A 24,006-nucleotide genomic window follows, 5' to 3' on the forward strand; every position below is an offset into this window, starting at 1 on the left:
CGCGCATAAAAAAACAGGCCGTGAAGCGAAAGCTCTCACGGCCTGTTTGTTTACAGCGCGCTATTTACGCCGAGTGATAGGTCGGCAGCGCAAACCGTTGCTGGCTCTGCAGCATGGAGATCTGTGGCAGTTCGCTGGCCTGTTCGGCGAGGTCACGGCGAATGGCGCTGATCACCCACGAAAGTTGATCGCCAGCATGCAGTTGCTGGTAAGAAATCGAGCGTTTAAAGACTTTGCCTTCGGTGCTGCGCAGTGTCAGCAGGATGCCGCCGTCAGGTCGTGCCTGGGTGGTCACGTCGAAGTTGGAGAATAGCGAGGTAAATTTTTCTTGGATCAGGCTCATGTCTATCGGCTCCGTTAGCGCTTGATTGGCAAGCATGGAGAGGTAGTTGCAGTGATTGTGCCAGTATCTATTTTTTAAATAATCGTTATAAATCAACAGCTTGAAAATAACGCTGTTTTTTGATTTCGTGCAATCTGCATGAATGGCCATCGTGCATCCTGCATTTTGCGTGGTCGCACGGGATTCGATTGAACGAATGGCGCGGCCAGGGATCATGTTTTCGCAGGTATCGACTGCGGATACAAAACATTGCAAAAACCGCGTGTACAGCTCCAGAACCGCTGACGTATTTTCGGGCTCAATCAACGCCGCCCGACAATAAGAAGATCGAACGGGAGCTACCATGAGCGACACGATTACCTGGGGCATGATGCTCCGCAAATTGCCGACCATCGCCAAAGCCATTCCCCGCGTGGTGAAGGGTATGAAGGTCGCCAACGTCAAGGACCCGACCCAACCGTGTGGCCTCGGCTGGAGCTTCGAGCAAGCAACGTTGCGCAATCCCGACGGCCTCGCGTTGCTGCAAGACGAAGTGGCGCTGACTTATACGCAGGTCAATCAGTGGGCCAATCGGATTGCCCACCACCTGATCGCTCAAGGGATCGGCAAGGGCGATGTGGTGGCGATCTTTATCGAGAACCGCCCGGAGTTGCTGGTCACGATCCTGGCCGTGGCCAAGGTCGGGGCGATCAGCGCATTGCTCAACACCTCGCAGACCCGCGATACCCTGGTCCATAGCCTGAACCTGGTAGCGCCGGTGGCGATTATTGCCGGCGAGGAGCTGGTACCGGCGTTTTCAGCGGTTCGCGAGCGGGTTTCCATCGCGCAGACACGCACCTGGTTTGTGGCCGACTGCGATACCTACCGCCAATCGGGCATTTCGCCCGATGGCTTCATCAATCTGATGACGGCCAGCGTCGACGCCCCGGACGGTAACCCTGCCAGCAGCCAGCAGGTGTTTTTCGACGATGCCTGCTTCTATATCTACACCTCCGGCACCACCGGGCTGCCCAAGGCGGGCGTCTTCAAGCATGGTCGCTGGATGCGCAGTTCCGCCAGTTTCGGGCTGATCGCCCTGAATATGCGCCCCGACGACGTCGTCTATTGCACCTTGCCGCTTTACCACGCCACCGGGCTTTGCGTGTGCTGGGGCTCGGCCATCAGCGGCGCCTCCGGGTTCGCCATTCGCCGCAAGTTCAGCGCCAGCCAGTTCTGGGGCGACGTGCGTAAGTACCGGGCGACTACCCTCGGTTACGTTGGCGAGTTGTGCCGCTACCTGGTGGATCAACCGCAGTGCGCCGACGACAACCAGCACGGCGTGACCAAGATGATCGGCAACGGCCTGCGTCCCGGCGCATGGCGTGAGTTCAAGACGCGATTCGCGGTGGAGCATATCTGCGAACTGTACGCCGCCAGTGACGGCAATATTGGCTTCACCAACATCCTCAACTTCGACAACACCATCGGTTTTTCCCTGATGTCCTGGGAGCTGGTGGCGTATGACCACGACAGCGGCGCGCCGATTCGCAATGCCAAGGGTTTGATGAGCAAAGTCGCCAAGGGCGGGCAAGGCTTGTTGCTGGCGAAAATCGACGACAAGGCGCCACTGGACGGCTACACCGATCCGCAGAAAACCGAGAAAGTGGTGCTCCACGACGTGTTCGAAAAGGGGGATCGCTACTTCAATACCGGTGACTTGCTGCGCAACATCGGTTTCGGTCACGCCCAGTTTGTCGATCGCTTGGGTGACACCTACCGCTGGAAGGGCGAGAACGTCTCGACCACGGAAGTGGAGAACATGCTGCTGCAACACCCGAACATTGCCGAGGCGGTGGCCTATGGCGTGGAGGTCCGCAATACCAACGGCCGAGCCGGGATGGCGGCGATTACCCCGGCCGAGTCCCTGGCAACCCTGGACTTCGCTGAGTTGCTGGCCTTCGCGCGTCAGCAGATGCCCGCGTATGCGGTGCCTCTATTTCTGCGGGTGAAGGTGAAGATGGAGACCACCGGGACCTTCAAATACCAGAAGACCCGACTCAAGGACGAAGCCTTCGACCCCGGTAAAACCGGCGATGACCCGATCTACGCCTGGCTGCCGGGCACCCAGACGTACGTGCAAGTCACCGAGCAGGTGCTGGCGGATATTCACGCGGGCAAGTACCGCTATTGAATCTGGCTATGGCCGTTCATGAGAAAAAAGGAGTGACAGGCGCCGGAGCGCTCGGGAAACTGTCGGCTTTGCGAATAACCGATGATGGAGTCCCTAATGTCTGACCAAAGCCGCCAGATGACACCCGAAGAAGCTGCTGAATTTGCCGAACAGGTGTTCAACAAAGCGCGCGAGGGCGATGCGGCCATGATGGCGGCGCTGCTGACCAAAGGCCTGCCGCCGAACCTGCGCAACCACAAGGGCGACACCTTGCTGATGCTCGCCGCGTACCACGGTCACGTGGAAACGGTGAAAGTGCTGCTGGAACACAAGGCCGACCCGGAAATTCGCAACGACAACGGCCAGAGCCCGATTGCCGGCGCCGCCTTCAAGGGCGACCTGGCAGTGGTCACGGCGTTGGTCGAAGGCGGGGCGCAGGTGGAAGGTTCGTCGTTCGACGGCCGCACGGCGCTGATGATGGCGGCGATGTTCAACCGCGTTGAAATCGTCGACTACCTGATCAGCAAAGGCGCCGACCCCAAAGCCAAGGACGCCAACGGCGTGTCTGCGCTGGATGCGGCCAAGACCATGGGCGCGGCGGATACCCTGGCGCAACTCGAAAAACTGCTCGGCTGAAAACTGGCGCGATCCCTGTGGCGAGGGAGCTTGCTCCCGTTCGAGTGCGCAGCGCTCGCTGATTTCGGGGCCTGCTTCGCAGCCCAGCGGGAGCAAGCTCCCTCGCCACAGGTGTCGGGTGTGCTGAAGAATGCGCTATCCTTCGCGCCCTCAAATTTCCCTCGCTACAGGATCCATCCCATGAAAACCGCACTCGTCGAACTCATCAGCAAAATCAGCTCCGGGTGCATGGGCGATGACGAAATCCTGAAAATCGCTGATGAAGCGGCCCAGGCGTACGCCGATCCTGAAGCTTTTCTGACAGCCAATCCGGACATCAACTTCGACGACACCTTCCCGATGCCGCTGGGCGAATGGGTGGTGGTCGGCAGTCTGCCGGAAACTGTGCTGTTCCAGGCCGACACCTACATGGACCTGTTCGCCCAGATCGCCGACTCGTTCGGCCCCGGCGTTGACTTCAACATCAAGCCCAAGCAACTGGCCAAGACTGAAGCGCTGACCGCGCTCAACCGCATTCAGGTGCAGATGAGCAGCATGAACAAGGAAAACGGCGGCTATACGCTGATGAACTTCAGCCAGTTGCTCGACGATGAACTGCAAGTGGTGCTGGTCTATGGCAACGACGTGCCGCGGGTACTCGAACTGTGCGCCCAAGTCGGCATCGCCGCCGCGCCGTCCCTGGAAGCGCTGAAAGTGGCGATCCACGTTTGATGCAATAAAACGGAACCCTCGCAAGGGGCGGCTATCCTAAGACTGCATGCCACTATCTTGGGAGCGACACCATGGGTTCCACGTTTAATAGTTTGGTAGCTCTGATTATTTTCGCCCTGGACATCTGGGCAATCATCAACGTGCTGAAAAGTGGCGCCGAAACAGGGATGAAAATCATCTGGGTGCTGCTGATCCTGCTGCTGCCGGTGCTGGGCCTGATCATCTGGGCTATCGCCGGGCCACGAGGCAACGTGCGGATCTGACAGGTGAATCCTATTTACCTGTAGGAACACCGAACCTGTGGGAGCGGGCTTGCTCGCGAAAGCGGCTTATCATCCAACATCAATGTTGACTGACACTCCGCCTTCGCGAGCAAGCCCGCTCCCACATGGGATTGCGGCAAGTCATCAAGTGACGTTCGACCTGTCATGTTCCGCAACGTAGAATGCGCGCCTTTCCCGGGCAATCGAGCCTCTCGATTGGCCATCATGGGCGGGTAACCGTCCGTTGCCACCGCATTCATCGGAGCACTTCCCATGACCACCACCAAAACCAGCGAATACCTGGAAACCCTCTACGAAGGCTACGGCCAGCGTTTTCGCATGGAAAAACTGCTGCACGAAGTGCGCACCGAACACCAACACCTGGTGATCTTCGAAAACCCGCGCATGGGCCGGGTGATGGCGCTGGACGGTGTGATCCAAACCACCGAAGCCGACGAATTCATCTACCACGAAATGCTCACCCACGTGCCGATCCTCGCCCATGGCATTGCCAAGCGCGTGTTGATCATCGGCGGTGGCGACGGCGGCATGCTGCGTGAAGTGTCCAAACACCGCAGCGTCGAGCACATCACCATGGTCGAGATCGACGGCACCGTGGTCGACATGTGCAAAGAGTTCCTGCCGAACCACTCCAAAGGTGCGTACGACGATCCACGCCTGAACCTGGTCATCGACGACGGCATGCGTTTCGTCGCCACCACCACCGAAAAGTTCGACGTGATCATTTCCGACTCCACCGACCCGATCGGTCCGGGCGAAGTGCTGTTCTCGGAAAACTTCTACCAGGCTTGCCACCGCTGCCTGAACGACGGCGGCATCCTGGTCACCCAGAACGGCACGCCGTTCATGCAACTCGGTGAAGTACAGACCACCGCCGGGCGCCTGCGCAGCCTGTTCCCGGACTGGCACTTCTACCAAGCGGCCATTCCGACCTACATCGGCGGCGCGATGACGTTCGCTTGGGGCGCGACCAATACCGCCTATCGCAAATTGTCCCGCGAAATCCTGCAACAGCGCTTCGCCGGCAGCGGCATCATCACCCGCTACTACAACCCGGAAATCCACATCGGCGCGTTCGCCATGCCGCAGTACGTGCTGCAAGCGATCAATAAGCCAAGCAACGACTGATCCCACCGCGAGCTCCCCATTGAGGGAGCTATTGTGGCGAGGGATTTATCCCCGTTAGGATGCGCAGCGTCCCCAAAATCAGCATCCACGGTCTTCCTGATACACCGCGGTTGCTGATTTTCACGACTGCTGCGCAGCCGAACGGGGATAAATCCCCTCGCCACAAAAGCACGCTCCCCACTTTGCTGCCTGTACCCAAGATGTCGTTTTTTTCATGTTCGTGCGCTGTAATCCTTTTGAACCAACTTTCGGCGTACCAGTCGATTTAGATGTAAGCCCATTTGCGGGTTTGATCGAGGAGGCACTGATGCAAAAGTGGAAAATCACTTTCGTGGATGATCACGGCGTAACTGTCGATGAAGTCTTTGAGTGCGACGAGTGCCCGGATAACGAGCATGCCGCCAAACTCATCAAGGCCCGGCTCCTGCCTGTCGCTGCTGAACTGGATCTGAATGATCTGGAAGGGCGCACTGCTGATGCGAGCGTCAAAGAGCTCAAGCTCCAGAACAGCATTCAAATCCTCGGCATTACTCCCGTCTGATCCCTCTCCTGTCACATTCACAACCAGACCTTGGCAGCGGCTCTGACTTAGGGCTACTCTGCAAGCGAGATCAGCGAACGGATCGCTAAGGTCTGGTCTTGTCAGCTACATGCTTGTATCCCAATGGCAACTTGCTTGTCGTATCGCCTTCATCATTCGGTTGCGGGCGCCGGGAGTACGGAAAGTCTATCCATCAGTTCAGGAGGACGTTTCATGAGCACAGCCTATCAAGAAGACATCAGCAGCAGCGTGCTGCGCCGCATGAAAGAAGGCGGTTTCGACTTTTCACGATTCCATCCCATCGAGTTCTACGCCATTTTTCCGGACGAGGAGCGGGCGCGCAGGGCGGCAGGTTATTTCTGTGGTGAATCATTGAATGCCCAGATCAGCGTGCGCGACGACGGCGCGTGGCATCTGGAACTGAGCAAAGTGATGTACGCCACCTACGACGGTATTGGCGACTTTGAGCAGGACTTCGAGGCGGTGGTCGAGCCTTTGGGCGGGATTATCGAAGGATGGGGCGTCAAACAGGAGGTGCGTAATCGCCACCGTTTGAACTGATTTCAGGTTATTTGATTACCAACGGCTAACCTCTGGGTTGGCCGTTGCCATTTTTAAAGATCAGAAGATCGCAGCCTTCGGCAGCTCCTACACAGATTATGTAGGAGTTGCCGGAGGCTGCGATCTTTTGCTTTTACTTTCAAAATATTTCAAACGGGCAAAAAAAAGCCACCGGAGAGGGTGGCTAAAGGGAAGACCGATAAGGAGAGGAAACCGGTCAGGGTTACGGCGGGGCGGGCTGCGGGGGCAGTCCAGGTCAGTTGAGCTGGCGACTTCGCGGCGCTGTGCGCAGGGAAGTTTTGCAACGAATGCGCGGATTATCCGCATCGACGCCCGAGCAGTGAAATCAACTCTGACTATGCTGTTGATAGGCGACAACATTGCTTCGCAATGAAGCGGGGGCGATCAGGTTGGGGCGTTTGCCGCACAGGATTGGTGCGGTGGGATTGGGGCGATTATCCAACTGATTGATATCAAAGCGTTTATGCCGATGGCACGGGCCTTGCGAAGCCTAGATGTCCGGGTGACAAGGAGTACGGCATGATCCGCACCTATTTTGATGAGATGTACGATGCCGGCGGCCTGGTCCGCCCACATTACCGGGAGTTTGCCCGTTGGCTGGCCGAAACGCCTGACGAGCTTTTGGCACAACGGCGACGCGAGGCCGATCTGTTGTTTCATCGTGCCGGGATTACGTTCACGCTCTACGGTGATGAGCAGGGGACAGAGCGCCTGATTCCCTTCGACACCATTCCCCGCAGCATCCCCGCCAGCGAATGGCGGATCGTCGAACGTGGCTGCATCCAGCGGGTGAAGGCGTTGAACATGTTCCTCGCCGACCTCTACCACGAGCAGCGCATCATCAAGGCCGGCATCATTCCGGCCGAGCAAGTGCTGGCCAACGAGCAATACCAGTTGGCGATGCAAGGGCTGGATCTGCACCGGGATATCTATTCCCACATCTCCGGCGTCGACTTGGTGCGCGATGGCGACGGCACGTACTACGTGCTCGAAGACAATCTTCGTACACCGAGCGGCGTGAGCTACATGCTCGAAGACCGCAAGATGATGATGCGACTGTTCCCCGAGTTGTTTGCGGCGCAACGCATTGCCCCCATCGACCACTATCCGAACCTGTTGCTCGACACCCTGAAAAGCTCCAGCCCGATCGATAACCCGAGCGTGGTGGTGCTGACGCCGGGTCGGTTCAACAGCGCGTTTTTCGAGCATGCGTTTCTCGCTCGGGAAATGGGCGTTGAACTGGTGGAAGGCGCGGATCTGTTCGTGCGCGACGACAAAGTCTTCATGCGCACCACCGACGGGCCGAAAGCCGTCGACGTGATCTACCGGCGCCTCGACGATGCGTTCCTCGATCCGCTGGCGTTCAACCCGGACTCGATGCTTGGCGTGCCGGGGCTGCTGTCGTCCTATCGCTCGGGCAACGTGGTGCTGGCGAATGCCATCGGCACCGGGGTGGCGGATGACAAGTCGGTGTATCCATTTGTCACGGACATGATCCGTTTCTACCTGGATGAAGAGCCGATCCTGAAGAACGTTCCGACGTTCCAGTGTCGCAACCCTTCAGAACTTTCCCACGTACTGGCCAATCTTCCAGATCTGGTGGTCAAGGAAACCCAAGGCTCCGGCGGTTACGGAATGCTGGTAGGGCCGGCGGCAACGGCGGCGGAAATCGAATTGTTCCGCGCGCGGATCAAAGCCAAACCCCACGCGTATATCGCTCAGCCGACGTTGTCGCTGTCGACCTGTCCGACCTTTGTCGAAAACGGCATAGCTCCACGCCACATCGACCTGCGTCCGTTTGTATTGTCTGGCCGCGAAACCCGGGTTGTGCCCGGCGGTTTGACCCGTGTTGCCCTGCGCGAAGGCTCCCTGGTGGTGAATTCCTCCCAGGGTGGCGGAACCAAGGACACCTGGGTGGTCGAGGATTGAAGGAAGCCTGCCATGTTAAGTAGAACTGCCTCGGATTTGTATTGGATGTCGCGTTATCTGGAGCGGGCGGAAAACCTCGCACGGATGCTCGACATCAGCTATTCGCTGTCGCTGATGCCGCAGGACGGCCGCGGTGACGGTTTGCACGAACTCGCCATGCCGTTGCTGATCACCGGAACACTGGACGATTACCTGGAGCGCCACGGCGAGTTGCATGCCGAACGGCTGCTGCATTTTTTCGCCCTGGACGCGGCCAACCCGGCGAGCATCTACAGCTGCCTTGGTTCGGCGCGGGCCAGTGCTCATGCGGTGCGTGGGCGAATTACCGCCGACATGTGGGAAAACATCAACGCTACCTGGCTGGAAATTCGCGGGATCGCCGAACAGGGCTTGAGTCGCTACGGCATGAGCCGTTTCTGCGAGTGGATCAAGGAGCGTTCACACCTGTTTCGTGGAGCGTCCTACGGCACGATCATGCGTAACGATGCGTTTCGCTTCATTCGTCTGGGCACGTTTATCGAAAGGGCCGACAACACGTTGCGCCTGCTTGACGCCCGTTACGAAATGGCCGGCGATCAGGCCGAAGCGGTCAGCGACGGCACGGCTCACGCGTATTACCAATGGAGTGCGTTGTTGCGGGCGTTGTCGTCGTTCGAGGCTTACACCGAGATCTACCGCGACGCACCCGGTGCCCGGCATGTCGCTGAATTGCTGCTGTTGCGCGCCGATGTTCCACGTTCCTTGCGCGCCTGCACCGAAGAAATCGACCAGATCCTCGCCCAGTTGCCGGGGGCCAACGGCCGTCCTGCGCAACGCCTGGCGGCGGAAATGGACGCGCGCCTGCGCTACACCGGCATCACCGAAATTCTCGACGAAGGCCTGCACGCCTGGCTGACCGAGTTCATCCCGCTGGTGCGCCAGTTGGGCAACGCCATTCACAGTTCTTACCTGGAGGCTGCATGAGACTTTCCATTAGCCACGAGACCACCTATCACTACGAAGATCAGGTGCGGGCGAGCATCCAGTACCTGCGACTGACACCCCACGACAGCGAGCGCCAGCACGTGCTCAGCTGGCAGCTCGACCTGCCGCGCCCAGTACGCGCGCAACTCGATCCGTTCGGCAACATCCTGCACGTGCTGACCATGGACGAGCCCCATGAGGCGATCATCATTGGCGCCCGTGGCCAGGTCGATATCGACGAACTGCGCGAAGCCGAGCATGAGAGCCAGTCGGCGCTGCCGTTCCTGCGTTTCACCCGGCTGACCGAAGCCGACCAGGCCCTGCGTGCGTTTGCTGAAAAGGAATGCAAAAAGCGCCGGGATCGCACGGCGCTGATCGACTTGATGCATGGCCTGAACCAGCACATGACCTACACGCCGGGTTCCACCGAAGTCGACACCAGCGCCGCCCAGGCCTTCGCCGGGCGTTCCGGTGTCTGCCAGGACCACACCCACGCGTTTCTCGCCTGCGCTCGCAGCCTGGGCATTCCTGCGCGTTATGTGTCGGGGTATTTGTACAGCGAGAACAGTGAGCACCTGGCCAGTCACGCGTGGGCCGAGGCTTGGCTTGATGATGCTTGGTACAGTTTTGACGTGACCAATGAACTGGCACGGCCGGAGCGGCACCTGAAACTGGCGGTGGGTCTGGATTACCTGGATGCCTGCCCGGTACGCGGCATGCGCCGGGGCGGTGGCTGTGAACAGATGCACGCAAAAGTGTTCGTCTCGCCGACTCCGATCATCTCGGTCCAACAACAATAAACACTGGCCCATGTGGGGGCGAGTCTGCTCGCGAAAGCGGTTGATCAGCCAGCAATGTAACGACTGACACACCGCGTTCGCGAGCAGGCTCGCTTGTATGTTTAGACTTGAAGGGGTGGGCTGGACTACAGACTCGATTCTGACTCTGACCAGTACAGACCGTGGGAGACTTCTCGTCCCGCCCTTTCTACCCAAAGCGCCGATAAGGAATTCATCGGTAAACCGACGATAGAGACAAGCCAGCGCAACGGTAGACCCCAACAAGCTCTTAAACCCTAGCTCCGAGGATTCGTCATGACAATCCTTACTTCGCAGACGGTTGTTGGTATCGATATCGCCAAGGCCGAAGTCGTTGTCTATCGTGCTGACCTGGAAACAATTGAGTCGGTCAAAAATGATCGAGCCGCCCTCAAACGTTGGCTCAAAACTTTGCCTGCGCAAAGCGCTATCGCTGTTGAAGCCACCAACATCTACCACTTGGAGACTGTTGATCTGGCTCATGCGATGGGGCATCAGGTCTATGTCGTAGATGCCTATCGAGTTAGCCATTATCGTCGCGGGGTCGGTCAACGGGCCAAAAATGATCCCTGCGATGCCCGCGTGCTCGCGCGTTATTTGACGAATGAGCAATGTAAATTGCGGCTTTGGAACCCGCCACCCAAGGCCTATACCGTACTGAAAAGCTTGCTGCACAGACGCGCGACGTTAATTCAGAACCATACGGGGCTTATGTTGAGCTGGGCCGATGAACCCTTGCTGAAAAAAGAGCGTGCCGCTCAGCAAAAAGCATTCGAACGATCCGATCAGGTCATTCAGAAACTGCTGCGCAAGGTCAGCAAAGAGGCGGGTATTGAAGACAATATTGACCGCTGCAAAGCGATCGAAGGCGTGGGAGAACTGACGGCGACTGGGTTGGCAACGACCTATATGCGCGGTGACTTTGCCAATAGCGATGCCTTCATCGCGTTTTTGGGTATGGATCTGACAGTGGACGATTCGGGTAAAAAGAATGGCCCGAGATTCCTGACCAAAAAAGGAGACCCGGAGATCCGTCGGTTGACGTACAACGCCGCGATGGCGGCGAGTCGCTCAACGAAGTGGAAACCATTTTACGAGTCTTACCTGGCCAGAGGCTTCTCGAAAACACAGGCGTTAGTGGCCCTTGCTCGCAAGCTCTGTCGAGTGGCATTCGCCCTGATGAAAAATCAGGGCGAATACCGATTAGCCTGAGATTTTAGGGTTGCTGGCCAACATAGAATCTCCCACAGGGTAAATGTATCAAGGTTTAACCTTGCGCCCAGCCATGTGCTGCAAGTAGCCAATCAACATCTGCAAATCCCCCGCCGGCAATACCTGCTCTGAAAACCCCGGCATCTTCGCCTGCGGCCACTGACGCAAACTCTGCGGATCACGAATGTAGCGCTTGAGGAAATCCGCGCCGAAGTACTCGGTCGGGTTGTACGGGATATTCAGGTCCGGTCCGAACTGCGCATCCCCCGCGCCATTGAGCCGATGACACGCCAGGCAATTCTTCTGAAATAACGCGAACCCCTGATTCACCGGATCATCCGTCTTCAACGCCGGATCCGGCAGTAGGGCAGGGAAACGCTCGGCCACCGGCGCCATGCGCTTGATACTGGCGACTTCAAACGGCCATTGCTCGGGGCTGATGTTGCCCGCCTGCGGATGAGTCCACACCAGATAAAACGGTCCGGCGCTGTGCTTGCCCTCGGACAGCGGCGGCCACGGCTTGGCCGGGTCTTCAATCGCCAACCAGACTTGCGCCCCTTCTTTATTCAGCAGCGGGGCCGCTGACAGTTCGGCCGCAAAACCGTCCAATGCCACCGCTTGCAGATGGTCGTCAGGCTTGATACCCGTCAACAACGCCGCCAACGGCACCGCGCGATAGCTCATGTCCCGTTTATAGGAAACGTCATTGCTGATGGTGATGGTCTGAACCTGAGGATGCTTGAGCAACTCCTCGGTCTGCCAGATGCGACTGCTCGCGCCCAGCTCAAGGTTCAGCTGTGCGGCGTAGAGGGGCGTGCCGAACAGCAAGGCCCCGAACAAAATAAGTGCTTTCAAGTGATCGCCATCCCTGTCGTGGAAAGTGCCGTAAAGGTTGGCACACCCACGCTGGCCCGGGTAGCGAGCCAGTCACATTTTTAATGAGGCGATAGCAAACCTTGGCGCCGTTTTTTACCAACCGACTAGCCGATCACCTTGGTCAGGTTCGGCAAAATCAACAACAGCGTAGTGGCGAATAGGATGAGTCCGGCTTGACGTACTTTCGAATGTTTAAACATGGCTGACCGCCTTTTTTGTTATTTCCTGATGCCTGCCTGCATATCTCCATGACGGCAAAGCGATGCACTTCCTGTGGAACGAGCGCCTCGGCAAAACCCGACGACAACTTCGTACATCTTCACCTTAGAGCCCGCGTCACACTTGGTTTAGATCCATTTCGTATGGTGTAAGCGTTAAAAGCGCTTAAAAAGGCATGAGGCTTATTGCCAGCTTCTTGGGCGCCCGTTTGCTAGACAGCTTCGTCACCTGAATCGGTTAATCCGATAGCTGGCTACCGTCCGTCTGAGCGTGACCGTCAACGTCGGTGAGCACTGCGGTCATTGAATCCGTGGCTGCTCGGCTTAAGGTGATAGTTCATTCAAGATCAAGAGATCGCAGCCTTCGGCAGCTCCTACAAAAATGCCGCAATCCCCTGTAGGAGCTGCCGAAGGCTGCGATCTTTTGATGTTACTCACACCATCAGGTTCGAGGACCACATGACCGAAGCTTTGATTTTCGACGCGTTACGCACGCCCCGTGGCAAAGGCAAGGCCGATGGCGCGTTGCACAGCGTCAAACCGGTGAACCTGGTGGCCGGGTTGCTGACAGCGTTGCAGCAACGCACGTCGCTCGATACCAGTCAGGTCGATGACGTGGTACTCGGCTGCGTTACGCCCATCGGCGATCAAGGCTCCGACATCGCCAAAACGGCGACCCAGGTCGCCGATTGGGACGTCAGCGTGGCCGGTGTGCAAATCAACCGCTTCTGCGCTTCGGGATTGGAGGCGGTGAACCTCGGCGCGATGAAAGTCCGTTCCGGCTTCGAGGACCTGGTGGTGGTCGGCGGCGTCGAGTCGATGTCTCGGGTGCCGATGGGCAGCGACGGCGGCGCCTGGGCGCTGGACCCGGAAACCAACCTGCACAGCCACTTCACCCCCCAAGGCGTGGGCGCCGACCTGATCGCCACGATAGAAGGCTTCAGCCGTCAGGACGTCGATGCCTACGCGCTGCATTCCCAGCAAAAAGCCGCGCGGGCCAGGGCGGACGGTTCGTTCAACAAGTCGCTGGTGCCGGTGCAGGACCAGAACGGCATCATCTTGCTCGATCACGATGAATTCATCCGCGCCGAATCGACAATGGAAGGTTTGGGCAAGCTCAAGCCGAGCTTCGAGATGATGGGGCAAATGGGCTTCGACGCCACTGCGCTGCGGGTCTACAGCCACGTGGAGCGAATCAACCACGTTCACACGCCGGGCAACAGCTCCGGGATCGTCGACGGTGCGGCGCTGATGTTGATCGGTTCCGAAGCCAAGGGGCGGGCGCTGGGCTTGCAGCCACGGGCGCGGATCGTCGCCACGGCGGTCACCAGTACCGACCCGACCATCATGCTCACCGGCCCGGCGCCGGCCACTCGCAAAGCCTTGGCCAAGGCCGGGTTGCGGGTCGAAGACATCGATCTGTTTGAGGTCAACGAAGCCTTTGCCTCGGTGGTGCTGAAGTTCATCAAGGACATGGCGATTGACCCGGACAAGGTCAACGTCAACGGCGGCTCGATCGCCATGGGGCACCCGTTGGGCGCCACCGGGTGCGCGATCCTCGGCACCCTGCTCGATGAACTGGAAACCCGGCGCCTGCGCTATGGCCTCGCGACGCTGTGTGTCGGCGGCGGCATGGGCATTGCCACCATCATCGAACGCCTCTGAGCCCTGACTTCAAGGAAAAAGTGACATGACCGAAGCCATTCGTTACGAAAAAGGTCAGGACCAGATCGTCGTCCTGACCATCGACATGCCGGGCCAGAGCGCCAACACCATGAACGCGGTGTACCGCGAAGCCATGGCCGCCCGCGTCGCCCAATTGGTTGCCGAAAAGGACAGCATCGCCGGCGTCATCATCACCTCGGCCAAGAAGACTTTCTTTGCCGGTGGCGATCTCAATGAACTGATCAAGGTCGGCAAACCCGAAGCCAAAGCCTTCTACGACATGGTGCTCACGCTGAAAGGGCAACTGCGCACCCTGGAAACCCTTGGCAAACCGGTGGTCGCCGCGATCAACGGTGCGGCGCTGGGCGGCGGTTGGGAAATCTGCCTGGCTTGCCATCACCGCGTGGCGCTGGACAACCCGTCGGTGCAACTCGGCTTGCCGGAAGTCACCCTCGGTTTGTTGCCGGGCGGCGGCGGGGTGGTGCGCATGGTCCGCATGCTGGGCCTGGAAAAAGCCTTGCCGTACTTGCTTGAAGGTAAGAAGGTCCGGCCGCAACAGGCGTTGCTGGCGGGTTTGATCGATGAGCTGGCGGCGGATCACGATGAACTGCTGGCCAAGGCGCGGGCGTGGATTCTGGCCAACCCGAGCGTTGTGCAGCGTTGGGACGTGAAGGGTTATCAGATCCCCGGTGGCACGCCGTCGAACCCGAAAGTCGCGCAGATGCTGGCCATCGCGCCGTCGATTCTGCGCACTAAAACCCAGGGCACGATGCCGGCGCCGGAGAAAATCCTTTGCGCGGCGGTGGAGGGTGCCCAGGTGGATTTCGACACGGCGCACCTTATTGAAACCCGTTACTTCACGGAGTTGACCACCGGCCAGGTGTCGAAGAACCTGATTGGTACGTTCTGGTTTCAGCTCAATGAGATCAATGCCGGTGGTTCGCGGCCGCAGGGGGTTGCGCCTTACGTGACTCATCGCGTGGGTGTGCTCGGCGCGGGGATGATGGGCGCAGGCATCGCCTTTGTCAGCGCCTCGGCTGGTATCGACGTGGTGCTCAAGGACATTAATCTTGCGGCAGCAGAGAAGGGCAAGGCGCACTCGGCGGCGTTGCTGGACAAGAAAGTTTCCCGTGGCCAACTGAGCGCTGAGCAGCGAGACGCCGTGCTGGCGCGGATTCAGCCCACGGAAAGCGATGCCGATCTGGCCGGTTGCGACCTGATCATCGAGGCCGTGTTCGAAGATCGCGAACTGAAAGCCAAGGTCTCGTCAGCAGCACAAAAAGTCGTTGGCCCGGACGCGGTGATCGCCTCCAACACCTCGACCCTGCCGATCAGCGGCCTGGCCACTGCAGTGCCGGACCAGACGAAGTTCATCGGTCTGCATTTCTTCAGCCCCGTGGAAAAAATGCCCCTGGTGGAAATCATCAAAGGCGCGAACACCAGCGACGAAACCCTGGCCCGTGGTTTCGATTTCGTCCTGCAAATCAAGAAAACCCCGATTGTGGTCAACGACAGTCGTGGCTTCTTCACGTCGCGGGTGTTTGGCACCTTCACCAATGAAGGCATCGCCATGCTCGGCGAAGGCGTGAGCGCGCCGATGATCGAGACCGAAGCGCGCAAGGCCGGGATGCCGGTCGGACCTCTGGCGATCTCCGACGAAGTTTCCCTCAGCCTCATGAGCCATATCCGCCAGCAAACGGCCAAAGACCTGCAAGCAGAAGGGAAACCGCTGATTGAGCACCCGGCCTTTGCCGTGATTGACTTGCTGCTCAACGAATACAAACGTCCGGGCAAGGCCGCTGGAGGTGGTTTCTACGATTACCCGGCCGGAGGGCAGAAACATCTTTGGCCTCAGCTGAAAAACCGTTTCGAGAAGGCCGACGGGCAGATTTCGCCGAAGGATGTACGTGATCGCCTGCTGTTCGTGCAAGCCATCGAAACCGTGCGCTGCGTGGAGGAGGGCGTGCTGACCTCGACGGCGGACGCCAACGTTGGCTCGATCTTCGGCATCGGCTTCGCGGCCTGGACCGGCGGCGCGCTGCAATTCATCAACCAATATGGCGTGAAAGATTTTGTCGCACGCGCCCAGTATCTGGCCGAGCAATATGGCGAGCGCTTCGCTCCACCGGCGCTGCTGCTGGACAAAGCGGCCAAAGGGGAGGCGTTCTAAGGGACCAGTGACGCATTCCGGGGCTTGCCTTGCCACCGTGTTTCAAGGCAGGCTCTGGGGTGTGCATTATTCCCATCACGTGTCAGGTATTTTTTATGTCGTTACGCATCTGCATTCTGGAAACCGACATCCTGCGTCCAGAACTGGTCGATCAATATCAGGGTTACGGGCAGATGTTCCAGCGCCTGTTTTCGCAGCAACCCATCGCTGCCGAGTTCACCGTCTACAACGTGATGCAGGGCGACTACCCCAGCGATGAGCTGACCTTCGACGCCTACCTGGTCACCGGCAGCAAGGCTGATTCCTTCGGCACCGACCCGTGGATTGAAACCCTCAAGACTTACTTGCTGACTCGCTATGAGCGCGGCGACAAACTGCTGGGCGTGTGCTTCGGCCATCAACTGCTGGCGCTGCTGCTCGGCGGCAAGAGCGAGCGAGCGAGCCAGGGGTGGGGCGTTGGCATCCATAACTACAAACTCGCCGCGAAGGCGCCGTGGATGAGCCCGGTGATGGAAGAACTGACACTGCTGATCAGCCACCAGGATCAAGTCACGGTGCTGCCGGAAAACGCCACGGTGATTGCCTCGAGCGATTTCTGCCCGTTTGCCGCGTATCACATCAACGATCAGGTGCTGTGCTTCCAGGGGCATCCGGAGTTCATTCACGACTACTCACGGGCGTTGCTGGAGATTCGCCAGCAGCATTTGGGTGAGCAGGTTTATTCCAAGGGTGTGGCGAGCCTTGAGCATGCGCATCATGGCGCTACGGTTGCGGAGTGGATGATGCGGTTTGTGGCGCATAAGCCTGAGACGGTTTGAGGCTAAAAGCTTCGCGGGCAAGCCTCGCTCCTACGGATCACGCTGACCAGTAGGAGCGAGGCTTGCCCGCGAATCGCACAGACGACTCGGTCTTGACTACAACCACCCGGACTTCTTGAAACTCGCCCACAAAGCCACGCAACCCACGGTGATGAAACTCAGCACCGCGAAATACCCGTAATGCCAACTCAATTCCGGCATGTTCTGAAAGTTCATCCCATAAATCCCGGCCACCGCCGTCGGAAACGCCAGAATTGCTGCCCACGCCGCAAACTTGCGCTGCACCACGCTTTGGCGTGCAGCCTCCAGCAACACCCCGACCTCAATCGTCTGGCTGGCGATATCCGCCAGGGTCGTCAGGTCTTCCATCTGCCGCGTGACGTGGATCTGCACATCACGGAAGTACGGCCGCATGTTCTTGTCGATAAACGGGAAGCTCAGCTTCTGCAGCTCTTCACCGATCTCCACCATTGGCGCCGCATATCGGCGCAAGCGCAGCACGTCGCGGCGCAGGCTGTGGAGATTCTGGATGTCACGCTCATTCAACGCGCTGCACAGCACGTTGCGCTCCAGCTCATCGATCTCGGCGTGAATCGCTTCGCCCACCGGCTGGTAGTTTTCGATGACAAAATCGAGGATCGCGTAGAGTACGAAATCTTCCCCGTGCTCCAACAACAACGGACGCGCCTCACAGCGTTGGCGGACATGGGCGTAGGACGCCGAATGACCGTTGCGCGCGGTGATGATGTAACCCTTGCCGGCAAAGATGTGAGTCTCGATGAACTGCAAGACGCCGTTCTCTCGGATCGGCGAGTACGTGACAATAAACAGTGCATCACCGAAGGTTTCCAGCTTCGGTCGGCTGTGTTTTTCCAGGGCATCTTCGATGGCCAGTTCATGCAGGTTGAACTGGCGTTGCAGGTTGGTCAGCTCCTCGGCGTTGGGCTCTTCGAGGCCAATCCAGACAAAGTGGCCGGTCTTGGCCGCCCAGGCGGCGCCTTCGTCGAGAGTGATATTGGTGATTTTTTTACCGGCGCTGTAAACCGCAGCAGCAACAACTCTACCCATGATGGTGGTTCACTTCTTATTAGCAGATGGCAGTGGCAGGCAGCGATCAGCTTAGCCTTGTCTGCTGCTTGAGAGTCAGTGAAATCTTAAGAGTTCGCTGGCACGAGGTCGCAGGCAAAAGAAAACCCGCACAGGGCGGGTTTCGTTTAAGCGGCTTGCAGTTGTCGATCCATCGAGGCGATGCATTCGCGCATCTGTTCTCGGCATTGGGCGATCAGCAGAGGCATGTCGTCCATGCTTAACCCTGCGGTCGGAATCGCCGGCAGCGAACGAATCAGAATTTTCCCACTGCTCCAGCGGTTCAATCGCATGTGTTTGACGTAACTGCTGACACACACCGGTACGATCGGCACCCCGGCCGCAATCGCCATCTGGAACGCGCCTTTCTTGAACGGCAGCAACTCTTCGCCGAGGTTACGCGTGCCTTCCGGGAACACCCAGATCGAGGTGTCTTCATGCTGCAAGGTGTGCGTGGTGGTCAGCATCGACTGGCGCGCCTTGTGCGCATTGCCGCGGTCGATCAACACATTACCCGCCAGCCAGAACAACTGACCGAACAGCGGCACCCACTTCAGGCTCTTCTTGCCGATGCACACGGTGCGGTGGGGCACGACGTTGCCGAACACAAACAGATCGTAGTTGGACTGGTGATTGGCGATGATCACGCAGCTCTCGGGTTTGTCCATCAACGGCCCGACATCGGTCTTCACCCGCAGACGCAAAATACACATCGCCGGCCAGGCATACAGGCGCGCGCATAAACGGCTGTTGTCCGGGTTGAACGGTCGGCACAGACCGAGGATCACCCCCGCCACACCGGCCAGAATAAAGTGCAGGCCCATCAATAACATACGAAACACAAACAGCATTTACAGGCCCCACCGGGACAAAAGGTGGCGCAGTGTACGGATGTGCACTGTTTTCGGCAATTGCCGCTATAGAGGCGGGAGATAGGCGATGTTTAAGCGCATGTTTCCGACTTGAGTGTCAGACACGGCCTAGAGCGGTTGCAGGCTTTTCAACAGAGCACGTACGAAAAGCCCGACACGAGGGCCGGGCTTTTCGTTGTAGCGGGCCGGAGCTTAGCCCAAGTGTTCCTGATCCTGGATGATCGCGTTGTCCAGCGTCTCCAGCAGCGCTTGGCGCACTTTCAGCTTGGTGTTCTTGTGCGCGGTCATGTTGATCTTCTTCAACTGACGCGCCGCGGCCAGTGCTGCACCTTGCAGCTCCTCGGCCGAGACCACCACATCGAGGAAACCGGCCGCAATCGCGCTCTGCGGATTGAACATCTCGCCATTGATTACCGAACGATGCAGCGCCGCGTTGCTCAGGCGATCACGCGCCAGTTCGATCCCGGCGTGGTGCATGGTCATACCGATCTGCACTTCATTCAGACCAATGCTGAACGGACCGTCGACACCAATGCGGTAATCCGCCGACAACAACAGGAATGCACCCTTGGCCACCGCATGCCCAGGGCACGCCACGATCACCGGGAACGGGTGCGACAACAAGCGGCGGGCCAGTGTCGAACCAGCCGTCACCAGCGCCACGGCTTCTTTAGGCCCGGCCGTCATCACCTTCAAGTCATAACCGCCCGACAGAATCCCCGGCGTACCGGTAATGATCACCACCGCACGATCAGTCACCGCCTGATCCAGCGCAGCATTAAACGCCGCAATCACGTCCGGGGAAATGGCGTTTACCTTGCCATTGCTCAACGTCAGGGTCGCGATACCGTCTTCGAGGTTGTAGGAAACTAACTCACTCATGACGCTATTCCTTGTATGAAAGTTGAGGCAGACGTTACCCACCGCCGTAGGCCAGGTAAAGCGCCGTGACTGACCCGCCAGTCACCCTTTTCCCGTCGGACAAGCGTAGCCGGCCGCACTGGCCGTGCATTCCCCTCTATATAGAAGAGGGCACGACGCCGGAGATTGGCAGGTTTGCCATGGCCCGGAACCCGCCGGAACGACTAAATCGCTAAGCGCATGAAAATTCTGAAAAAAATATTTGCCATCGGAAAAGCTTTCGACTACATTAGCGCGCCTCGACAGACAGAACTTGTTTGAAGAGATACGGTGAAGTGTCCGAGTGGCTTAAGGAGCACGCCTGGAAAGTGTGTATACAAGAAATTGTATCGAGAGTTCGAATCTCTCCTTCACCGCCACATTAAGTAAACACAAACCCCTGATTTTCCTAGAGAAAGTCGGGGGTTTGTGGTTTTTGGCGTCTGGAAAAATATTCTGTGTGGCACGAGCAGGGCTGGAATACCGGTTGTGTTTGTTTGAGTCCTTGATGGCACCCAGGCTATGAACCAATGTCAGGTCCGCGGATCAGGAGGTGGTCGTCTTCTAAGGATCAACGCCGTCGTTTAATGGAGTAAGTGATGTTGTTAAAGCGAACTGTTCATTTGGCTTTTTTGTGCATGAGTCTTTTCGTGCAAGCACAGGCTCAGCCCGAAGTTAAATCGAAGACTTACGATGCTTATGAGTTTGAAGGGCTCGTCGTGCCAGGTACAACGGCGGATGCGAAAAGAACGGGGTTCACAAATTGCGCTTTCAAAACCTATTCAGGGTACGTCTGTTCGCGTGAGGTTCCCGGTACGGTATACGGCATTGCTCTGGGTAGTGCATCAGTCACGCTCAATGGTGATGCAAATTTTTCCATTGGAGGCAGCCACACTGACTGGGATAAGTTGGGTGAGGTGCCCGTTGAAAAACTTACATATGGTTCCATTGTTTTGCGGCCTGCCGGCAAGGATAGCAACGCATTTTTAGAAGCGCTGCAGCAGGCAGGGTGGATCGAGTTGTTTCGTAGTGGGACTGTTTACTATAAGCGTGGGGCGAATGCGAAACTTACTACAGATCGTAACGGCATTACGATACATCCGGTCACGACAAAAGAGGTGGATGACAATCTGGATCAGTTCGAGCAGAAAAATCGCGAGCGCGAACAAATAGAAGATAGTGAAAGAAAGATAAAGGATTTTATGAAGTCATAGCACCTATGGTGTCAGCAATCTCCGCAGCTTTTCAGTTGGCTTTACAATCGCATTTTTAATGACCCGTAAAAGGACGACTCCATGATCACCACCACAACCCACACCATCGAAGGCCGCCAAATCACCGCCTACCTGGACATTGTCAGCGCCGAGTCGGTGCAGGGCGTCAACGTTATCCGCGACATGTTCGCCGGGATGCGGGATTTTTTTGGGGGGCGCTCTCAGACGCTGGAGCGAGCATTGAAAGAGGCGCGTATTCAGGCGACCGACGAGATCAAGGAGCGCGCTCAGGCGTTGCAGGCAGATGCGGTGGTGGGGCTCGATTTCGAGATCAGCATGCCGGCGGGCAAGGGCGGGATGGTGGTGGTGTTTGTGACCGGGACGGCGGTCAAGTTGCGCTGAGTTTCGGCTATCAGGCATGTGAGCCCATCCCGATAACGGACGGGCTCTGTATGCACGCGATCAGCCTTGGGGCTTGTGTGACGTTTAGTTTTCGTAGGCCATTCGTCGGGCGTCAGACGATCTGAATCACAAGTCCAGTAATGACCGGCTAGTCTCACAAGCCTTGGTGGTCGATATTTTTCAGGCAAAAAGGGCTTGCCGGTATTGACCCTGTTTTGAAAGGGGCGAAGAAATGGCTGATCCGTATATCGAAGACGACGGGGCTGAGTTTCCAATCAACAATTGTGTGCAGTGTGGCCAGACCGAGTACGTGGCTGGCTTTGGCGAGGATCAGGTCGAGACGGACAAGATCAAATCGACGGCCCCTCGAGGGCCGAAATCGAAATTTCTGCCCAAGCTCGCTCGAGCCAGAAAATAAGCTTTCAATGAACAACCCCGTCAATGAACGGGGTTTTTTATGCTCAATAGGGTTGCATGGAAATGTCCTACAGTCGGTTGCGCGGGCGCAGTTCTTTTCACAAACTTTTCACGTCAGCCAAAGTAGGGTGAAGCCATCCGTTAGAAAGCAATACTCCAGCCCGTCTCCCCAGCGGGCTTTTTTTTGCCTGCGATAAAACCTTTTCCATAAACGTGGTCCAACCGACGCCCACAGCGATGTCGAGCTCATTTGTGTCTGGACTTTGCCATCTCTAAAGCATTCAATCTCGGCCCTTTCGTTCTCCCCCTTTTTTTGAGGTTTTCGTCATGCGTTTAACACTGCCCGCCCTGGTTCTGGGGCTTCTGGTTACTCAAGGTGCGATGGCTGCCGGTCAAGGTACTGCCGCGCTCGGTGGTGGTCTGGGTGGCGCGCTGGGTAATGTGGTCGGTCAGAAAATGGGCGGCAGCACCGGCGCAGCGATTGGTGCTGGCGTAGCGGGCGCAGCAGGCAGTGCCATCGCGGCACCGAAAGGCAGCCGTACCAAAGCAGCCATTGGCGGTGGCGTCGGCGCGGCTGGCGGTTCGGTTATCGGCAACAGTCTGGGCGGCAAGACCGGTGCAACCATCGGAGCTGGCCTGGGCGGCGCAGCGGGCGGCGCGGTAGGTACCAACCTGTCGAAAGGTCACAAGCGTCACTGATCCTGATTGGTCAGCGCAAAAAGCCCGGCTTGATGCCGGGCTTTTTCGTTTGTGAACGAATCTCCCCGCATGAGCCTCCAATCTCATATAGGCCCTTGCCTGGGCGGACTGTCCCGATTCGGGAATTGTGAGGTTCATATGCGATTGTCATTATCTGCACTGTTTTTCGGATTGCTGGTGGCGCAAGGCGCGATGGCGGCCGGTGATGGTTCGGCAGCTGTGGGCGGCGGACTCGGTGGGGTACTGGGCAACGTGGTCGGCGGGCAACTCGGCGGTAGCACCGGTGCGGCGGTCGGCGCCGGCGTGGGTGGCGCGGCCGGCGGTGCGGTCGGGGCGAATAAACGCAACCGTACAGAAGCCGCTATTGGCGGAGGCCTCGGCGCCGCGGGTGGCTCAGTGGTCGGTAATAGCCTCGGCGGATCAACCGGTTCGGCCGTCGGCGCAGGATTGGGTGGCGCGGCGGGTGGCGCGGTCGGCAACAACCTGGGCGGCGATGGCGGGTCTCACTCGGGTGGCGGTCACAAACATAAGAACAAACATAAGAACCGGCATCATTAATGGCAGACGCAACAAACCCGGCTTCGCGCCGGGTTTTTCGTATTTGCTGGTCAGACGCTGGAACGATTGGCAGCAGGGCTTTTCGAACGTCATACACTTACCTAATTGATGAGGTTCGCCATGACTCCCGAAACCGAAGGCAAGGAAGAGAAAGGTCCGAGTGGGCTGCCGTTTATCAATGATCCGGGGAACGAGGATCCGGGGTCGCTGATGGATGACGCGACGGTGCCGTTGAATGATTCTGATGAAGCGGATATGGAGTATGAGGAGGATGAGGGGGAGCAGTGAGGGATTTTGGGAATTGAGCCCGATACGCATTTTTTAAACGTTCAGGGCCTATGCTCATAGGCCCTTTGAGTTGGAACAGTTTGCTACTGCTGGTTACGGTTGATAAGTAGGTCAATTAGGAGGTCGAAAGATAGTCGAAAAAATATTTTATTATTGTAAGGCCTTGTTTATTTTTTTAGGATGTAAAGGTTGTCTGATGGTGACATTTTTTCTATTCGGCCAGATGCGATATATTCGTTCAGCTCTTTTTCAACGATTTTTTTATCGCAGTATTTTTTATATTTAAGTGGTCTGTCGCTAGCATAAATATAAAGGCGCCATGCATCGAAGCCGTCGATCCTGTTGTTCGATCCATAATCGAAGTCTACTGACTCTGTTGGGAAGTGAATGGCGCAACCTACTCCGTGCAATTCATATTGAATTCCGTTGATTATTTCCCCGCAGCGTTCGATTTTCTTGCTTCGCCAAAGTCGCAAAATATTACGAGTGCCAAATTTTTTTGCAACAACTCTGTGCCGATTTCTACT

General features: G+C 57.6%; 26 protein-coding genes and 1 tRNA gene. 21 read left to right on the forward strand and 6 right to left on the reverse strand.

Annotation, left to right across the window (positions count from 1 at the left end; all coding sequences use genetic code 11):
* Positions 1–64 precede the first annotated feature (64 nt).
* On the reverse strand, positions 65–343 hold the full coding sequence (locus tag JFT87_RS28680) for a DUF3509 domain-containing protein (protein WP_054048577.1): 279 nt from the start codon (positions 341–343) through the stop codon (positions 65–67).
* Between the two features lie 343 nt (positions 344–686).
* On the opposite strand from JFT87_RS28680, the gene JFT87_RS13760 reads away from it, so the two are divergent.
* The 11 genes from JFT87_RS13760 to JFT87_RS13810 all read left to right on the forward strand — a co-directional run bounded on the left by JFT87_RS13760 (position 687) and on the right by JFT87_RS13810 (position 11,296).
* Positions 687–2,513, forward strand: coding sequence for a long-chain-acyl-CoA synthetase (locus JFT87_RS13760; protein ID WP_201202008.1), 1,827 nt, complete (start codon positions 687–689; stop codon positions 2,511–2,513).
* Positions 2,514–2,609: 96 nt separating this feature from the next.
* Complete coding sequence (locus JFT87_RS13765) at positions 2,610–3,128, forward strand: ankyrin repeat domain-containing protein (protein WP_201202010.1); 519 nt, start codon at positions 2,610–2,612, stop codon at positions 3,126–3,128.
* Positions 3,129–3,308: 180 nt separating this feature from the next.
* Entirely contained in the window at positions 3,309–3,839 is a 531-nt protein-coding gene (locus JFT87_RS13770) for a hypothetical protein (RefSeq protein ID WP_201202012.1), read from the forward strand.
* A 71-nt stretch (positions 3,840–3,910) separates the two neighbouring features.
* Complete coding sequence (locus tag JFT87_RS13775) at positions 3,911–4,102, forward strand: PLDc N-terminal domain-containing protein (RefSeq protein ID WP_201196203.1); 192 nt, start codon at positions 3,911–3,913, stop codon at positions 4,100–4,102.
* Between the two features lie 273 nt (positions 4,103–4,375).
* The gene (speE, locus tag JFT87_RS13780) at positions 4,376–5,251 is read left to right on the forward strand and encodes a polyamine aminopropyltransferase (protein ID WP_201202014.1); all 876 of its coding nucleotides are present in this window, start codon (positions 4,376–4,378) and stop codon (positions 5,249–5,251) included.
* 307 nt (positions 5,252–5,558) lie between these two features.
* The gene (locus JFT87_RS13785; protein ID WP_201202016.1) at positions 5,559–5,792 is read left to right on the forward strand and encodes a hypothetical protein; all 234 of its coding nucleotides are present in this window, start codon (positions 5,559–5,561) and stop codon (positions 5,790–5,792) included.
* A gap of 213 nt (positions 5,793–6,005) precedes the next feature.
* Entirely contained in the window at positions 6,006–6,353 is a 348-nt protein-coding gene (locus JFT87_RS13790) for a ribonuclease E inhibitor RraB (protein WP_201202018.1), read from the forward strand.
* 540 nt (positions 6,354–6,893) lie between these two features.
* A complete protein-coding gene (locus tag JFT87_RS13795; RefSeq protein ID WP_201202019.1) occupies positions 6,894–8,303 on the forward strand; it encodes a circularly permuted type 2 ATP-grasp protein in 1,410 nt (469 codons plus the stop codon).
* A gap of 12 nt (positions 8,304–8,315) precedes the next feature.
* Entirely contained in the window at positions 8,316–9,266 is a 951-nt protein-coding gene (locus tag JFT87_RS13800) for an alpha-E domain-containing protein (protein ID WP_150711766.1), read from the forward strand.
* Positions 9,263–10,066 carry a transglutaminase family protein gene (locus JFT87_RS13805; RefSeq protein ID WP_201202021.1) on the forward strand — a complete coding sequence of 268 codons (804 nt, stop codon included), beginning with the start codon at positions 9,263–9,265 and terminating at the stop codon, positions 10,064–10,066. The genes JFT87_RS13800 and JFT87_RS13805 overlap by 4 nt, the downstream gene beginning before the upstream one ends.
* 294 nt (positions 10,067–10,360) lie before the next feature.
* Entirely contained in the window at positions 10,361–11,296 is a 936-nt protein-coding gene (locus JFT87_RS13810; RefSeq protein WP_201202023.1) for an IS110 family transposase, read from the forward strand.
* A gap of 48 nt (positions 11,297–11,344) precedes the next feature.
* Here JFT87_RS13810 and JFT87_RS13815 read toward each other — a convergent pair whose 3' ends face one another.
* Entirely contained in the window at positions 11,345–12,151 is an 807-nt protein-coding gene (locus JFT87_RS13815; RefSeq protein WP_201202029.1) for a c-type cytochrome, read from the reverse strand.
* A 698-nt stretch (positions 12,152–12,849) separates the two neighbouring features.
* Here JFT87_RS13815 and JFT87_RS13820 point away from each other — a divergent pair.
* The 3 genes from JFT87_RS13820 to JFT87_RS13830 all read left to right on the forward strand — a co-directional run bounded on the left by JFT87_RS13820 (position 12,850) and on the right by JFT87_RS13830 (position 17,043).
* Positions 12,850–14,055, forward strand: a complete 1,206-nt coding sequence (locus tag JFT87_RS13820) for an acetyl-CoA C-acetyltransferase (RefSeq protein WP_201202031.1) — start codon at positions 12,850–12,852, stop codon at positions 14,053–14,055.
* Between the two features lie 25 nt (positions 14,056–14,080).
* The gene (locus tag JFT87_RS13825) at positions 14,081–16,225 is read left to right on the forward strand and encodes a 3-hydroxyacyl-CoA dehydrogenase NAD-binding domain-containing protein (RefSeq protein WP_201202032.1); all 2,145 of its coding nucleotides are present in this window, start codon (positions 14,081–14,083) and stop codon (positions 16,223–16,225) included.
* Positions 16,226–16,320: 95 nt separating this feature from the next.
* Complete coding sequence (locus tag JFT87_RS13830; RefSeq protein WP_201202033.1) at positions 16,321–17,043, forward strand: amidotransferase; 723 nt, start codon at positions 16,321–16,323, stop codon at positions 17,041–17,043.
* A 96-nt stretch (positions 17,044–17,139) separates the two neighbouring features.
* On the opposite strand, the gene JFT87_RS13835 is transcribed toward JFT87_RS13830, so the two are convergent.
* The 3 genes from JFT87_RS13835 to JFT87_RS13845 form a co-directional block, all read right to left on the reverse strand.
* Positions 17,140–18,111, reverse strand: a complete 972-nt coding sequence (locus JFT87_RS13835) for a magnesium and cobalt transport protein CorA (RefSeq protein ID WP_201202034.1) — start codon at positions 18,109–18,111, stop codon at positions 17,140–17,142.
* A gap of 146 nt (positions 18,112–18,257) precedes the next feature.
* The gene (locus tag JFT87_RS13840; protein ID WP_201202036.1) at positions 18,258–18,980 is read right to left on the reverse strand and encodes a 1-acylglycerol-3-phosphate O-acyltransferase; all 723 of its coding nucleotides are present in this window, start codon (positions 18,978–18,980) and stop codon (positions 18,258–18,260) included.
* A 213-nt stretch (positions 18,981–19,193) separates the two neighbouring features.
* Positions 19,194–19,883: a crotonase/enoyl-CoA hydratase family protein gene (locus JFT87_RS13845; RefSeq protein WP_201202038.1), complete on the reverse strand. Its 690-nt coding sequence runs from the start codon at positions 19,881–19,883 to the stop codon at positions 19,194–19,196.
* A gap of 308 nt (positions 19,884–20,191) precedes the next feature.
* On the opposite strand from JFT87_RS13845, the gene JFT87_RS13850 reads away from it, so the two are divergent.
* The 7 genes from JFT87_RS13850 to JFT87_RS13880 all read left to right on the forward strand — a co-directional run bounded on the left by JFT87_RS13850 (position 20,192) and on the right by JFT87_RS13880 (position 23,479).
* Positions 20,192–20,281, forward strand: a tRNA-Ser gene (locus tag JFT87_RS13850).
* A gap of 219 nt (positions 20,282–20,500) precedes the next feature.
* Positions 20,501–21,115, forward strand: a complete 615-nt coding sequence (locus tag JFT87_RS13855; RefSeq protein WP_201202040.1) for a hypothetical protein — start codon at positions 20,501–20,503, stop codon at positions 21,113–21,115.
* 81 nt (positions 21,116–21,196) lie between these two features.
* Positions 21,197–21,517 carry a YbjQ family protein gene (locus JFT87_RS13860; protein ID WP_149656865.1) on the forward strand — a complete coding sequence of 107 codons (321 nt, stop codon included), beginning with the start codon at positions 21,197–21,199 and terminating at the stop codon, positions 21,515–21,517.
* A 232-nt stretch (positions 21,518–21,749) separates the two neighbouring features.
* Positions 21,750–21,935: a hypothetical protein gene (locus tag JFT87_RS13865; protein ID WP_201202041.1), complete on the forward strand. Its 186-nt coding sequence runs from the start codon at positions 21,750–21,752 to the stop codon at positions 21,933–21,935.
* 326 nt (positions 21,936–22,261) lie between these two features.
* A complete protein-coding gene (locus JFT87_RS13870; protein WP_201196239.1) occupies positions 22,262–22,633 on the forward strand; it encodes a bacteriocin in 372 nt (123 codons plus the stop codon).
* Between the two features lie 138 nt (positions 22,634–22,771).
* Positions 22,772–23,191, forward strand: a complete 420-nt coding sequence (locus tag JFT87_RS13875; protein ID WP_201202043.1) for a YMGG-like glycine zipper-containing protein — start codon at positions 22,772–22,774, stop codon at positions 23,189–23,191.
* Positions 23,192–23,311: 120 nt separating this feature from the next.
* Positions 23,312–23,479, forward strand: a complete 168-nt coding sequence (locus tag JFT87_RS13880; RefSeq protein WP_201202045.1) for a hypothetical protein — start codon at positions 23,312–23,314, stop codon at positions 23,477–23,479.
* Between the two features lie 167 nt (positions 23,480–23,646).
* Here the strand turns inward: JFT87_RS13880 and JFT87_RS28830 are convergent, their stop codons facing one another.
* A complete protein-coding gene (locus JFT87_RS28830) occupies positions 23,647–23,955 on the reverse strand; it encodes a DUF6896 domain-containing protein (RefSeq protein WP_446739719.1) in 309 nt (102 codons plus the stop codon).
* Positions 23,956–24,006: the final 51 nt, after the last annotated feature.

Origin of the sequence: Pseudomonas sp. TH15 (assembly GCF_016651105.1) — a bacterium.
GTDB lineage: Bacteria > Pseudomonadota > Gammaproteobacteria > Pseudomonadales > Pseudomonadaceae > Aquipseudomonas.

Excerpts from the sequence above, each read along its gene's own strand:
- JFT87_RS28680 (WP_054048577.1), bottom strand. The coding sequence starts at position 343 with ATGAGCCTGATCCAAGAAAAATTTACCTCGCTATTCTCCAACTTCGAC.
- JFT87_RS13760 (WP_201202008.1), top strand. The coding sequence starts at position 687 with ATGAGCGACACGATTACCTGGGGCATGATGCTCCGCAAATTGCCGACC.
- JFT87_RS13765 (WP_201202010.1), top strand. The coding sequence starts at position 2,610 with ATGTCTGACCAAAGCCGCCAGATGACACCCGAAGAAGCTGCTGAATTT.
- JFT87_RS13770 (WP_201202012.1), top strand. The coding sequence starts at position 3,309 with ATGAAAACCGCACTCGTCGAACTCATCAGCAAAATCAGCTCCGGGTGC.
- JFT87_RS13775 (WP_201196203.1), top strand. The coding sequence starts at position 3,911 with ATGGGTTCCACGTTTAATAGTTTGGTAGCTCTGATTATTTTCGCCCTG.
- speE (WP_201202014.1), top strand. The coding sequence starts at position 4,376 with ATGACCACCACCAAAACCAGCGAATACCTGGAAACCCTCTACGAAGGC.
- JFT87_RS13785 (WP_201202016.1), top strand. The coding sequence starts at position 5,559 with ATGCAAAAGTGGAAAATCACTTTCGTGGATGATCACGGCGTAACTGTC.
- JFT87_RS13790 (WP_201202018.1), top strand. The coding sequence starts at position 6,006 with ATGAGCACAGCCTATCAAGAAGACATCAGCAGCAGCGTGCTGCGCCGC.
- JFT87_RS13795 (WP_201202019.1), top strand. The coding sequence starts at position 6,894 with ATGATCCGCACCTATTTTGATGAGATGTACGATGCCGGCGGCCTGGTC.
- JFT87_RS13800 (WP_150711766.1), top strand. The coding sequence starts at position 8,316 with ATGTTAAGTAGAACTGCCTCGGATTTGTATTGGATGTCGCGTTATCTG.
- JFT87_RS13805 (WP_201202021.1), top strand. The coding sequence starts at position 9,263 with ATGAGACTTTCCATTAGCCACGAGACCACCTATCACTACGAAGATCAG.
- JFT87_RS13810 (WP_201202023.1), top strand. The coding sequence starts at position 10,361 with ATGACAATCCTTACTTCGCAGACGGTTGTTGGTATCGATATCGCCAAG.
- JFT87_RS13820 (WP_201202031.1), top strand. The coding sequence starts at position 12,850 with ATGACCGAAGCTTTGATTTTCGACGCGTTACGCACGCCCCGTGGCAAA.
- JFT87_RS13825 (WP_201202032.1), top strand. The coding sequence starts at position 14,081 with ATGACCGAAGCCATTCGTTACGAAAAAGGTCAGGACCAGATCGTCGTC.
- JFT87_RS13830 (WP_201202033.1), top strand. The coding sequence starts at position 16,321 with ATGTCGTTACGCATCTGCATTCTGGAAACCGACATCCTGCGTCCAGAA.
- JFT87_RS13835 (WP_201202034.1), bottom strand. The coding sequence starts at position 18,111 with ATGGGTAGAGTTGTTGCTGCTGCGGTTTACAGCGCCGGTAAAAAAATC.
- JFT87_RS13840 (WP_201202036.1), bottom strand. The coding sequence starts at position 18,980 with ATGCTGTTTGTGTTTCGTATGTTATTGATGGGCCTGCACTTTATTCTG.
- JFT87_RS13845 (WP_201202038.1), bottom strand. The coding sequence starts at position 19,883 with ATGAGTGAGTTAGTTTCCTACAACCTCGAAGACGGTATCGCGACCCTG.
- JFT87_RS13855 (WP_201202040.1), top strand. The coding sequence starts at position 20,501 with ATGTTGTTAAAGCGAACTGTTCATTTGGCTTTTTTGTGCATGAGTCTT.
- JFT87_RS13860 (WP_149656865.1), top strand. The coding sequence starts at position 21,197 with ATGATCACCACCACAACCCACACCATCGAAGGCCGCCAAATCACCGCC.
- JFT87_RS13865 (WP_201202041.1), top strand. The coding sequence starts at position 21,750 with ATGGCTGATCCGTATATCGAAGACGACGGGGCTGAGTTTCCAATCAAC.
- JFT87_RS13870 (WP_201196239.1), top strand. The coding sequence starts at position 22,262 with ATGCGTTTAACACTGCCCGCCCTGGTTCTGGGGCTTCTGGTTACTCAA.
- JFT87_RS13875 (WP_201202043.1), top strand. The coding sequence starts at position 22,772 with ATGCGATTGTCATTATCTGCACTGTTTTTCGGATTGCTGGTGGCGCAA.
- JFT87_RS13880 (WP_201202045.1), top strand. The coding sequence starts at position 23,312 with ATGACTCCCGAAACCGAAGGCAAGGAAGAGAAAGGTCCGAGTGGGCTG.